The sequence below is a fragment of the Streptosporangium subroseum genome, assembly GCF_900188345.1.
Lineage (GTDB): Bacteria > Actinomycetota > Actinomycetes > Streptosporangiales > Streptosporangiaceae > Streptosporangium > Streptosporangium subroseum.
Genome location: NZ_FZOD01000116.1, coordinates 1 through 12,026, shown reverse-complemented (window position 1 = coordinate 12,026; position 12,026 = coordinate 1). Strand labels below are relative to the sequence as shown.

Annotated in this window: 12 protein-coding genes; 6 read left to right on the top strand and 6 right to left on the bottom strand. The window is 69.0% G+C overall.

The genetic code is table 11. The features are described from left to right. The first annotated feature begins 200 nt into the window (after nt 1-200). Nucleotides 201-1,418: a serine hydrolase domain-containing protein gene (locus CHC08_RS46635; protein ID WP_089213787.1), complete on the top strand. Its 1,218-nt coding sequence runs from the start codon at nt 201-203 to the stop codon at nt 1,416-1,418. 103 nt (nt 1,419-1,521) lie between these two features. Here CHC08_RS46635 and CHC08_RS46630 read toward each other — a convergent pair whose 3' ends face one another. Further along, entirely contained in the window at nt 1,522-1,986 is a 465-nt protein-coding gene (locus tag CHC08_RS46630; RefSeq protein ID WP_218825836.1) for an alpha/beta fold hydrolase, read from the bottom strand. A gap of 195 nt (nt 1,987-2,181) precedes the next feature. Between CHC08_RS46630 and CHC08_RS51095 the strand changes: the two genes are divergently transcribed. The 3 genes from CHC08_RS51095 to CHC08_RS46615 all read left to right on the top strand — a co-directional run bounded on the left by CHC08_RS51095 (nt 2,182) and on the right by CHC08_RS46615 (nt 3,632). Further along, nucleotides 2,182-2,442 carry a hypothetical protein gene (locus tag CHC08_RS51095; RefSeq protein WP_218825835.1) on the top strand — a complete coding sequence of 87 codons (261 nt, stop codon included), beginning with the start codon at nt 2,182-2,184 and terminating at the stop codon, nt 2,440-2,442. A 267-nt stretch (nt 2,443-2,709) separates the two neighbouring features. Beyond that, nucleotides 2,710-3,102 carry a helix-turn-helix domain-containing protein gene (locus CHC08_RS46620; RefSeq protein ID WP_179282639.1) on the top strand — a complete coding sequence of 131 codons (393 nt, stop codon included), beginning with the start codon at nt 2,710-2,712 and terminating at the stop codon, nt 3,100-3,102. Between the two features lie 119 nt (nt 3,103-3,221). Then, on the top strand, nt 3,222-3,632 hold the full coding sequence (locus CHC08_RS46615; protein WP_089213790.1) for a VOC family protein: 411 nt from the start codon (nt 3,222-3,224) through the stop codon (nt 3,630-3,632). 63 nt (nt 3,633-3,695) lie between these two features. Here the strand turns inward: CHC08_RS46615 and CHC08_RS46610 are convergent, their stop codons facing one another. Next, nucleotides 3,696-4,022 carry a hypothetical protein gene (locus CHC08_RS46610; RefSeq protein ID WP_089213785.1) on the bottom strand — a complete coding sequence of 109 codons (327 nt, stop codon included), beginning with the start codon at nt 4,020-4,022 and terminating at the stop codon, nt 3,696-3,698. Between the two features lie 261 nt (nt 4,023-4,283). Next, complete coding sequence (locus CHC08_RS46605; protein ID WP_089213784.1) at nt 4,284-5,366, bottom strand: aldo/keto reductase; 1,083 nt, start codon at nt 5,364-5,366, stop codon at nt 4,284-4,286. A gap of 450 nt (nt 5,367-5,816) precedes the next feature. Between CHC08_RS46605 and CHC08_RS46600 the strand changes: the two genes are divergently transcribed. After that, complete coding sequence (locus tag CHC08_RS46600) at nt 5,817-9,125, top strand: S8 family serine peptidase (protein WP_218825834.1); 3,309 nt, start codon at nt 5,817-5,819, stop codon at nt 9,123-9,125. A gap of 55 nt (nt 9,126-9,180) precedes the next feature. Here the strand turns inward: CHC08_RS46600 and CHC08_RS46595 are convergent, their stop codons facing one another. Together CHC08_RS46595 and CHC08_RS49145 are read right to left on the bottom strand one after the other, a co-directional pair. After that, nucleotides 9,181-9,936 carry a siderophore-interacting protein gene (locus CHC08_RS46595; protein ID WP_089213783.1) on the bottom strand — a complete coding sequence of 252 codons (756 nt, stop codon included), beginning with the start codon at nt 9,934-9,936 and terminating at the stop codon, nt 9,181-9,183. Further along, nucleotides 9,933-10,208 carry a hypothetical protein gene (locus tag CHC08_RS49145; RefSeq protein ID WP_143653686.1) on the bottom strand — a complete coding sequence of 92 codons (276 nt, stop codon included), beginning with the start codon at nt 10,206-10,208 and terminating at the stop codon, nt 9,933-9,935. Before CHC08_RS49145 ends, CHC08_RS46595 begins: the two co-directional genes overlap by 4 nt. Nucleotides 10,209-10,235: 27 nt before the next feature. Here CHC08_RS49145 and CHC08_RS46590 point away from each other — a divergent pair, with 27 nt between their 5' ends. Continuing rightward, entirely contained in the window at nt 10,236-10,664 is a 429-nt protein-coding gene (locus tag CHC08_RS46590; RefSeq protein ID WP_089213782.1) for a helix-turn-helix domain-containing protein, read from the top strand. A 45-nt stretch (nt 10,665-10,709) separates the two neighbouring features. On the opposite strand, the gene CHC08_RS46585 is transcribed toward CHC08_RS46590, so the two are convergent. Further along, entirely contained in the window at nt 10,710-11,654 is a 945-nt protein-coding gene (locus tag CHC08_RS46585; protein ID WP_245878997.1) for an NHL repeat-containing protein, read from the bottom strand. Nucleotides 11,655-12,026: the final 372 nt, after the last annotated feature.

The window sequence follows — 12,026 nt, the reverse complement described above, 5'->3', positions numbered from 1 at the left end:
GGATCGCCTGCGGCGTGAGGAGCTGGGGGATCGCCTGCGGCGTGAGGAGCGATCGTTTCGCCGGCCGGTCGGGGCGGTGGGCGTATAGCCAGCTGTACCAGAGCACTCCAGTGCGCGGGATCGATCATGACACCCGCTCACCGACATGCTGGGTGACGTCCCCAAGCGGGGCCCCCGACCAGCACCAAGGAGCGTTTCCCATGTCGCACACCACCCTCACCCAGCAGCCCACCTCTCCCCGACGCCCCCGGCGGGTGCGGGGGCGGGTCCTGGCCGCGGCGGCGCTGGCGGCACTGACCGGACTCACCCTGGCCGGCCTGCCCGCCGCCTCCGCCTCCGCCTCCGCTGATGCGGTGACCGGCCCGGCTGCGCGCAGCGCCGAGGTGGTGCAGCAGACCCTGGACAGTCTGATCCGCGATGACAAGTTCCCCGCCGCGCTGGCCGCCGTCCGTGGCCGTGACGGCAAGACCCGCGACTACACCGCGGGGGTGGCGGATCTGAAGACCAAGGCCAAGGTGCCGGTCAACGGGCAGGTGCGCATCGCCAGCAACACCAAGACGTTCACGGCGGTGGTGGTGTTGCAGCTGGTCGGCGAGGGCAAGATCGAGTTGGATGCGCCGGTGGAGAGGTATCTGCCGGGCCTGGTCCGAGGGAAGGGCATCGACGGCCGGAAAATCACCGTCCGGCAGATCCTGCAGCACACCAGCGGCCTGGCCGACTACGACGTCGAACTGGTGGGCAAGGACTACGGCAAGGTCCAGCACACCTACTTCGAGCCGCAGCAGCTACTGGACGCTGCCCTGTCGCAGAAGGCTCTCTTCGCTCCCGGTAAGGGCTGGAGCTACAGCAACGCCAACTACGTGCTGGCGGGATTGATCGTGCAGAAGGTCACCGGCCGCCCGATCAGCGAGGAGATCACCCAGCGGATCATCACCCGGATCGGGCTGCGTCACACCTACTGGCCGGCGCTGGGCGATCAGAGCATCCGCGAGCCCCACCCGCAGGGCTATTTCCCGGCCGCCGATGGGTCGCTGGCCGACGTCACCGTCGGGGACCCGTCCATGTCCTGGGCGGCCGGGCAGCTCATCGGCACTCCCCGTGACCTCAACCGCTTCTTCAGCGCGTTGCTGGGCGGGCAGCTGCTCAAGCCTGAGCAGCTCAAGCAGATGCAGACCCTCGTCGCGGCCAACGACTTCGACGCCACCGGCGGTGCCCGCTACGGGCTCGGCCTGGCCAGGGTGAAGCTGAGCTGCGGCGGCTATGCCTGGACCCACGGCGGCGACGCCCCGGGCTATGTCACCCGCAACGCGGTGACCAGCGACGGCCGCGCGGCCACCATCGCCGTGACCGGCCCGGTCATGACGCTTGCCACCGCCCAGCACCTCGAGACCGCCCTCGACACCGTTCTGTGCAAGTAAGCACCACTGCAAGCAAGCGCCATGCCGCCCCCAGGGGCTCGCGAGGGCCGAGGACGGTTCCCCCCGTCCCCGGCCCTCACGGCATTTCCGGATGTTTCACTGATCATCGGCTCTTGGCCGCCGAGGTGAAGAAACGCCTCAGTTCGGCCGCCACGACCTCCGGACGGCCGGAAGGGTTTCGCTTGCCGGCATCTCCCGACGCGTCGTGATCGAGCCCGGGGAGCTCGATCCGTTCGACGTTGGGAACCGTCTTCTCCAGGCGGGACAGCGCGGGCTTGAGGAAGGGCAGTCCCTTGCTCCCGCCGAGCAGGAGCACCTCAGCCCGTATGTCGGCGAAACCATCCACGGTGCCGGCCATCTCGGCCAGGAGCACGCCTTCGTAGTGCAGAGTCGGGGCGAGCGTGCGCATGGTCGCATCGCCCGGCTTGGCGTTCTTGTCCTCGCTCTTCATCATCAGACCGGTCAGCCACGTGAGCAGCCCCCGCGGCATGGCGTTCATGATCGGCGGTCCAAGCCGGAGGCCGAGCATGCTTGTCACCAGCGCGGCCGCCACCTTGCCCTCGGCCATTTCACGATCGACCGCCTCACCGCGGCCGGCCTGATCGGGGTGCGAGAGACAGAGCGGGACCAGGCGTACCCGGAGAGAACGGTGTACGAGATCACCGATACGGGACGCGCCGTGGCCCGCGAGTGGTTGCTGGACATGCTGGCCACGCCCAAGTAGGAGTTCCCCGAACTGCCGGCGGCGCTGTCCCACCTGCTGATGCTCGCTCCTGAGGAGATACGCGACGCCCTTGAGCGGCGCAGCAGAACGCTCGGCGAAGCACTGGCCACGCTGGACGCCGAAATGAGCGCTGAAACCGGGCACGGCCTCCCCCGCATCACCATGCTCGAAGCCGAATATCTGCGTGCCGTCACGGCGGCTGAATTGCAGTGGCTTCGCTCGGTGATCGACGATCTGCGTAGCGGCAACCTGACCTGGTCAGCCGCTGACCTCCTGGCCTTTGCCGAAGCCCCGGAGTGAAAACCCAGCTGTACGCAGCGTGAGGACCTGTATCCGGTGGCATCGTGGAAGCCGCCGGGAAGATCGCGGAGTACGGCTTTCAGCACAGGCCTAAGTTTCGAGCTTCGGGCAGACCCGGCAACGGCAGCCGCTGGAATGTGATCACCGCGTGCCATGCGGGCCGAGTCGGCGGTACCGCCGGGCGCGGGCCGTCGTGGTGCGGCACCGAGCAGGGGATCGGTCGCCGGTGCTGTCGCGGACGGCCGAGAACCATGGTGTGATGGCGTCGTGGGCCGCGCCGCAGAAGAGACCAACCGCCGCATGCTCCGGGCACGGGACGCGATGGACCGCGCCTACGCTCAGCCGCTGGACGTCCCGGCCCTGGCCCGGATCGCCCATGTGTCGGAGGCGCACTTCACACGCACCTTCCGGGCCACGTTCGGCGAGACGCCGCACCGCTACCTGCAGCGTCGCCGTGTCGAGCGTGCGATGTTCCTGCTGCGGGAGACCGACCTCAGCGTGATGGACATCTGCTTCCAGGTCGGCTTCGGCAGCCCGGGGACCTTCAGCCGCACGTTCCGCGACATCGTCGGCCGGTCACCGAGGACGTACCGCAAGGAAGCGGTGGCCACGGGCGTACCGACGTGTTTCACGATGGCGTGGACGCGGCCGAGCGCCTGACCGTCCGCACCGCCCGCACTGCCCGTGCTCGTCCGTGCTCGTCCGTACTGCCCGTGCCGTCCGTCGATTGAGCAGTTTTGGATACGTTTTTGTCTGGTTTGCTCGGTAGCGTGATGCACATGTTCAACGCCATCACGCACTCGCAGATATACGTCCTCGACCAGGATGAGGCCCTCGACTTCTACGTCGGCAAGCTTGGCCTGGAGGTCAACGCCGACATCGACATGGGCTTCATGCGCTGGCTGACCGTCAACGTCCCCGGTCACCCGGAGCGCCAGATCATGCTGGAGAAGCCGGGCGGTCCGGCGATGTCCGAGGAGACGGCGCAGCAGGTCCGCGAGCTGGTGACCAAGGGCGCGATGGGTGGCCATCTCATCTTCAGCACGGACGACTGCCGCAAGGCGTACGAGACGCTGCTGAGCCAGGGCGTCGAGTTCACCGAGGAACCCACCGATCGCCCGTACGGAATCGACTGCGGCCTCCGCGACCCCTTCGGCAACCACATCCGCTTCACCCAGCCAAAGGCCTGATGCCGTGACCGGCAAGGTTCACGGGGTGCTTCCGGAGCCGATCACCGGCCCGGGAACACTCGGCTACCTGGACGACGCCTGGTGATCACTCCCATGCTGAGCGGGCGCCTCGGCCAGTGAGGCCGGGGGTTCCTGCTGTCCAAAGGTGATCACGATGTACCTGCCGTTGGCATAGCTGACCACGGGCCGCTGGAGCATCTCGCCCACCCTGTGGGCGACCGCCTGGAACAGCTCGATCATCTCCGGCGTGTCGGCGCTCACCCTGAACCGTCCGTTGACGGCGAGCTCCTGGGCGACGAGGGAGGCGAAGTTCGCCTCGGCCCGGACCTTCTCCTCCGCGTCGAGAGGGGTGCGCCGGAGTGCGGGCTGCGTGCCGAGAGGGTGGGTCATCGCTGATCTCCTTTGATCGCCGGCCTCCCGGCATGCTATCCGCGCTGGAACCACGGCCGGGCGTTCGGTGACCATAGGGGAGTCGTCGGCTGAGCCGAACCGGAAACATCGCGGCAGCTCAGCCGTCCGCGCCGAACGAGCCGGCACGGGGAGGCTTCGACTTTCCGCCTCTGGACAGTCCAGAGGCGGAAAGTCGAGAGACACCCGGTGCCGTTCTTCAGTCATAACGGTGATCGCTGATCGGCGTCACCTCGCGGAGACTCAGTAGCGGACGTCGCTCTGCGACAGCGGTGGATACACGGCGGACGTCTCACCGTCGACGGTGGTCCCCGCGAACTGCAGCATCGCCCGCAGCGCGCCGTGCATCGGCGCCGGGTAGTTCAGGGCCGGGGCCGAGACCTCGTCCAGCGTTCGGAGATGCTCGGGGGTGAGGGTCACCTCCAGGCCGGCGAGGTTGCTGTCGAGGTGTTCCACGCGCCGGGCGCCGAGGATGGGCACCACGGTGCCTTCGCGGGCGCGCAGCCAGGCCAGCGACACCGCCGCGGATGTGGTTTCCAGCTCGTCGGCGATGGCGGCGACGGCGTCGATGACCGTGAACTCGTCCTCGCCGGGACCGCCGACGAAGGCGGTGCGGGCGGAGTCGGTGACCCGGGTGTCGCGCCGGTACTTGCCGGACAGGAAGCCGTTCTTCAGCGGGCTCCAGGGAACCAGCGCCATGCCCTGATCGAGCGCGAGCGGTGCGAGCTCGCCCTCGACGGTGCGCGCCAGCAGCGAATACTCGACCTGCAGCGCGATCAGCGGGGTCCAGCCCTTCAGCAGCGCCGTGGTCTGGGCCTGGGCGGTGACCCAGGCCGGCGTGTTGGAGAACCCGATGTAGCGGATCTTTCCGGCCCGGACCAGGTCGTCGAGGGTGCGCAGCGTTTCCTCGAGCGGGGTGTGCCGGTCCCAGTTGTGCAACCAGTACAGGTCCAGGTAGTCGGTGCGCATGCGGCGCAGGGTCTCGTCGAGCTGGGCGATGATCGACGAGCGGCCCGCACCGCCGCCGTTGGGGTCACCGGGGAAGAGGTTGGTGAAGAACTTCGACGCCAGCACCACATGCCGGCGCAGTCCGGGACGGGCGGCGAAGAAGTCACCGAGGATCTTCTCCGAGTAGCCGTTGGTGTAGAAGTTCGCGGTGTCGATGAAGTTCCCGCCACGGTCCAGGTAGGTCTCCAAGATCTTCTCGGACTCCTCGACGCTGCACCCGGCGCCCCCGGGATCCTCTCCGAAGGTCATCGCGCCGAGGGCGAACGGGCTGACGCGCAGCCCCGACCGGCCGAGGGTGACGTAGTGATCGAGCGGCATGAACGTGGCTCCAGTGTGCGTCGGGACGGTCATCCCATCGAAGCGCGAGCCGTACGGTCCGCGATAGACCGATCCACGCCGGTCCTTGCACAATCCTCTCGACGTGGTCCTGAGGGGGCTTTTGCGGTCACATCGCGGACGCTTCCGGGAAGTGCGCTCACCAGCGACGCCGCTGACGGTCGGATCGCCCATCCTGCCGTGAGGTTGGCCCACACTCCCTCGGCCGGATCGAGCTCCGGCGCGTACGGCGGCAGCCGGTAGATCCTCGGCCGGTCACAACGCTCGGCGGACGCCCGCGTCAACGCGCGGGTGCGTGCCTTGGCGGCCTCGGTGGCGGTTATGGCGTCGAGGCAGAACGGCAACCTGTTGGAGTTCCAACTTCCAATCAGAGTTACTACGATCTTGCCCGCTAGTGCATATATGCAGTCAAATGCGCATGTAAGGGACAAGATGTTCAAAAGAACGTGGTGGGTGCCGGCCCTCGCCATCACAGCCATGGTGTTCAACGCCGTGCCGAGCCATCCGGCGATGGCCGATGTGGGTGCTCCCAGCGCAGGGAAGACGTACACCGTCACCCTGTTGACGGGCGACGTGGTGACCGTGAAAACCACCGAGTCCGGCTGTCCCAGAGTCACGGTGCAACCGGCCGAACGGAGCGGGGTGATCCGGCAGAGCTGCGGTCCCGACGGGCACGTGCGGGTCATCCCCGCTCGCGTCGCGGCGCAGGTCGGCTCGGTCCTCGACCCGGCACTTTTTGACGTCACCGCGCTGATCCACGACGGCTACGACGACGCCGGCACTCCGGAACTGCCGGTGATCGTGCAGTCCACGGCGAGCGCACGAGTGGCGGCCCTCGGAGACGTACGGCAGCTGCCGAGTATCGGCGCGGTGGCCGGACACATCCCCAAGAAGAGCTCGGCCACCGCGAAGACGGCCACAGACTCCCTGCTCGCCGGGGCCGCGAAGGTCTGGCTCGACCGTAAGGTCCGGGCCACCGCGCTCAACAACACCGACCTCGACCACAACCTGGGTCAGATCTCCGCGCCGAAGGCCTGGGACGCCGGCTACACCGGCAAGGGCGCCCGGGTCGCCGTGCTCGACAGCGGCGCCGACTTCACCCACCCGGACCTGGCCGGTCAGGTCGCCGACCGGGCCGACTTCACCGTCGAGGGGGGCGACGCCGTGGACCACTTCGGCCACGGCACCCACGTCGCCGCGACCATCGCCGGCAACGGATCCGCCTCGCACGGCGAGCGCCGCGGTGTCGCACCGAACGCCCGCCTGCTCATCGGCAAGGTCCTCGACGACTCCGGCTCCGGCTCGGACTCGCAGATCATCTCCGGCATGGAGTGGGCCGCGTCCCGGGCCGACGTGATCAACATGAGCCTCGGCGGGTCGGATCCGAGTGACGGAACCGACCCGCTCTCGCTCGCCGTCGACGCGCTGACCAAGCAGACCGGCGCGCTCTTTGTCATCGCCGCGGGCAACAGCGGCGGCGCGATCGCGTCACCCGGCTCCGCCGCCGCCGCGCTGACGGTCGGCGCCGTCGACGACACCGACCGGCTCGCGGACTTCTCCAGCCGGGGGCCGCTGGTCAACACCCGCGTGGCCAAGCCGGAACTGGTCGCACCGGGCGTCGACGTCGTCGCCGCGCGGGCCGCCGGCACGACGCTGGGCTCACCCGTCGACAAGTACTACGTCTTCTCCTCCGGCACCTCGATGGCCACCCCGCACGCCGCGGGCGCCGCCGCACTCCTCGCCCAGCGGCACCCCGACTGGAAGGCGGACCGGCTCAAGGCCGCGCTCGTCGGCGCCGCCGACCCGCTGCCCGGTGCGGACCCGTACGCCGTCGGCGCGGGCCGGCTCAACGCGGTCCGGGCGCTCTCCGGCCCGGTCAGCGACCAGCCGGTGGTCGCCCTCGGCACGTTCGACTACCCGCAGTCGGGAACCGCCGAGGCGAAGCTGAGCTGGACCGGCGAGCAGACCGCGGCGACCGTCAATCTGGACCTCGACGTCGCGGTCGTCGACCACGCGGGAGCGCCCGCGCGGCGCGGCGCCGCGTCGCTGTCGGAGACCCGGGTCAGGCTGAGGCGCGGCGTCCCCGCCGGCTCGACCCTGCGGGTCGACCGCTCGGCACTGGCCGGGAAGCCCGGCCTGTACACCGCCGTCGTCACCGCCCGCACCTCCAACGGGAAGTTCGCGTCGAGCACCCCGGTGACCTTCTACGTCGAGCCGCAGAGTTATGACCTGACCGTCAGCACCGTCAAGATGCCGCCGATGTCACCCGACGCGTCGGACTGGGTCAACGTGCTGGTGACCAACCTCGACGACCCGATGGTCTACGGCGGCGGCGCGTTCGCCACTCCCGGTGACACCGTCACGCTGCGGGTCCCCGTCGGCCGCTACGCGGTGACCGGCGCGTACTCCGCCTACGACCCCATGACCAGCAAGCAGCAGGGGACCTTCGTCGGCAACCCGGATGTCAGCGTCACCGCCGACAGCACCATGAAGCTGGACCCCGCGACGGCCAAGCCGTTGACCGCCTCGATCGACGGGGTCGCCACCAAGACCACCACCGTCGACTTCACCTACCTGCAGACCTCGCGAAGCGGTCTGACCTGGTACGACTTCGTCTCCGGCTGGGGCGAGTCGGCGAGCATCTCGGTGACGCCGATGAAGCGCCCCGGGATCGGAAGCCTCCGGGTGTACGCGGGGTACGGCCTGGAGTCACCCGACAACACGGCCAATCCGTACCTATACAACCTGGCCCACGATTTCGGCAACGCCGTCCCGGCCGACCCGAGCTACCGGGTGACGACGGCCGAGCGGGCCAAACTCGCCCGGATCGACCAGCGGTTCGGCCAGATGGACTCACCAGGGATGGTCACCTCGCTGCGACGCTACGGCTACACCCTCGACGGGCTGTACCTGACCCAGCACCGCACGTACGACCTGCCGGTGACCCGCACCGACTACGTCTCCCCCGGGTTTCTCTGGCAGGACGAGGGGATCTACGGCGGACTGCTCGCCCAGGAGGGTGCCCGTGGCTACCAGCCCGGCAGCAGGCAGGCCAAGACCTGGGCGCGGCAACCGCTGCACTCCGACTGGTACGACGACCCGGCCGGCGTCGGGTACGGCTGTGTCTCGGCACCGGCCAGGACCCGCGGCAACCTGAGCGTGGACCTGGTCCTGCTCACCGACCAGCACCAGCGGGCCGACTGCCTGGCGGGCGGCTCGATCGGCGTCAACCGCAAGATGTCGCTCTACCGGGACGGGAAGCTCGTCGGCGAGGGAGCCGCCTCGCGCGCCGACTTCACCGTGCCCGAGAAGGCGGCGGACTACCGCCTGGACTTCGACGTCGAGACGAGCCTGATCCTGCCGATCTCGACTCGGGTCAGCACCTCGTGGACGTTCCGGTCGGCCGGCCCGAACGACACTTCGAGTGTCCCGTTGCCGCTCCTCTCGGTCGACTACGCGCTGCCGCTGGACGCCGCCAACCACCCGACGGGTGGGACGGCCGACTTCGGCGTCCGGCAGGCGAAGGGCGTACCGACCCAGCGGGTCACCTCGTTCCAGGTGTGGACCTCGACCGACGACGGCGCCACCTGGCGTTCGGCCCGGGTCCACTCCGACGGGGACGGCTACCGGGCCGACCTTCCGGCGACCACGGCCGGGCAGGCCGTCTCGCTGCGGGTGAAGGCCGCAGCCGGCGGTAGCGGTATCGAACAGACGATCATCCGGGCCTACCACGCCGGCTGACGTCCCATGATGGCGCGGCCCGGCTCCGGTCCGGGCCGCGCCGGTCCGGGCCGCGTCAGTCCAGGCCCCGTTTCCCGGGTGCCCAGAACGCCTTGACCAGAACGGCGTCGCGTGGCCAGCCGCGCTCGCGGACGAGATGCTCGCGTACGGCCTGGCACGTGCGCGCCTGTCCGGCGACGTAGGCCACACCCGGATGGTCGGGCAGGGCGAGCGAGCGGACGGCGTGGACGAGCAGGTCCGTATCCGCCGGGGATGCGCTGTCCCGATACACCCAGGTCAGCTCGTCCGACCGGGACAGCGGCAGCCGGTCGTCGGGGCCGCCGACGGCGACGGCCCCGTACGCGCGGGCCGAGCCGGGCAGGGCCCGGAGCATGGCGCCGAAGGCGACCTCGGCTGTCTCGTCTCCCACGAAGAGGTGGTACGGCGCATCGCCGCGTGGCACGAACCGGCCTTCCGGCCGGGTGAACGCCACGTGCCGGCCGATGCTCGCCTGCCTTGACCAGAGGGCTCCGGGACCCGCTTCCGCGTGGTCGAGGATGCACAGGTCGAGGGAGCCGCGAGGGTCGTAGTCCCATATCGAGTAGGTGCGGAGCACGTCGCGGAAACCTCGTAACCAGGTCTGGGGCGAGAGCAGATCGCCGACCTGCAACCGAACGTGCTGACCGGGAGTCCAGTCAAGGTCACGCAGGGACGCTCCGCCGATCCTGATCCGGCGCATATGCCGTGCGACGGGCACGACGTCCTCCACCGTGCCGGACACGAGGACTCGGTCCAGGATGCGCCGTATCGGCCTGGCGCCCGCCGTACTCATCGGATGGCCGCCGCGCGCTCCCGGAGATTCTCCACCTGTGGAGAACCGGGAGTACGGGCCTGACCGGCCATCCGCGAACCGCTCACATGGACCGGCGTGGAGGCCTGGTGGCGAGGCTCCCGCAGGCCCCGGCGGTCGGGAGAGGAGTGGCCTGCCGCGTTGGCCACCCGCGTGACGGCTGAGGCCGCAGGTGCCGGTCCGTGGTCGTTTCCCTGAATCGTGCGGTCATCGGTGATTGTTGGTGGGCTGACCGTCTCAGCCTGATTGCTCATACGGTCAGGGTGAAGGTTAATGTGCACATGAAGTCAAGCGATTCGGATGGGGACATGACCATCGGCGAGCTGGCCGATCGGTTCGGGCTGGCCGCGCATGTCCTGCGCCACTGGGAGAGCGTCGGCCTGCTGACGCCGACCAGGCATACGGGCGGCCACCGTCGTTACGGATCGGCCGACCTGGAGCGGGTGGCGATGATTCTGATGGGCAAGGAGGCCGGGCTTGGCCTGCGGGAGTTGTGCGAGCTCCTCTCCTCGGCGGATCCGATGGATCGCTCCGAGTTGCTCCGAGATCACATAGTCGTGCTGGAACGCCGCATCACCCAGGCCCAGGCGGCGAAGGAACTCATCCAGCACGCCCTGGACTGCCCGCTCAGCTTCGGCGAATGCTCCCACGCCCGCGAACGGATCGCATCACGCATCCCCTCCGGCAGCCGGACGGTGGCGACCGTGTGAAGGAGCGTGCCCGCCGCGGCGGGCACGCCGATCACGAAAGAACGATCAGTGACGCTTGACGGCCACCACGTTGTATGTGGTCGTCGGGGTGGGGGTCGTGGTGAAGCGGGCGTTGGGGAGGTAGAGGCGGTCGCGGAAGGGGGCGATGGTGGTGGGGACGTCGAAGCGACCGTCCACGAGTTTGCGGACCACCTTCCCGGAGGTGGCGTCGCGGTTCAGGGAGAGGGACGTCAGGGTGTTCAGGCGGTTCTGCACGACGTGGAGGGTGCGGCCCTCCAGCAGCAGGCCGTCACCGTTGACCAGGGACTCGGTGCCGATGTCCACCAGGGTGGCGACGCCGGTCGAGGGGTTGACGCGGAACAGCTTGCCGGTGTTGGACTGGACGACGAGCAGGGCCTTGCGGTCGGGGGTCGGGGCGATGCCGTTGGCGTTGTTGCCGGTCGTGTAGACGATGTCTCCGCTCAGCGGCACCTTCACCGCCTCGTCCGGCAACGCTCCCCCTCGCCCGAACGGCAGCTTGTACAGCACGGGGTTGGCCGAGTCGGTGAAGTACGCCGCGTCGCGGGTGAGCACGACATCGTTGACAAACGCGGTGCCGGTGGCGAGCTGGTAGCTCGCGAGCACCTTGCCGCTCCGGGTGTCGATCACGCGCGCGTTGCTGCCGGTGCCGCCGGCGACGAACAGCCGGCCGCGCTCGTCGACCTTGAGGCCGAGTGACGGAGTGCCCGGCCCCGGATCAATGATCCGGCCCTGGCCCGTGCGGAGGTCGACGCGGTAGATCGCGCCGGTCAGGCGCGAGCCGAAGTACGCGGCCGAGCCCGGGCCGATGGCGATCCCTTCCGGCTGGAAACCGTCCGGAAGGGAGAACACGGCGGGATAGGCGGGCTTGCTTACAGAGGGCTTGCTCACAGAGGTGGAGACAGAGGCAGGGGCCACGCCGGCCCTGGATCCGGCCTCGGCCGCCGTGGTGGTCGAGGCTCCCACGAGCACGGCAAAGAACCCTGCTAAGAGGACTGCCACTTTCATCGAAGAACGTCCCATCTGTCGGGGGTGCGGTGGTCTACCGAAATGCCCGCTTGGGCAAGTGGTCTAACGCGCGACACCCGGGTGTCGTTCTCGGGAGATGGGTCGTTTGTGTGTCGTAGTGCACGCTCGGCGCTGAGCGTGCGTTTGTACGCAGAACGGGACGTTATGCCTGCCTAATGTGAGTGCTGTCCGGAGCGCGCAGCACAACAAAGCGCACCGGGAACACTCATCACTCGCTCACCCCGAAGGAAGTCCCCTCATGAGCAAGCTTCGCAGCGTCCTGGTCGGCACCGCCCTCGCCGGCGCCCTTGCGGCCGGCATCGCCGCCGCCCCCGC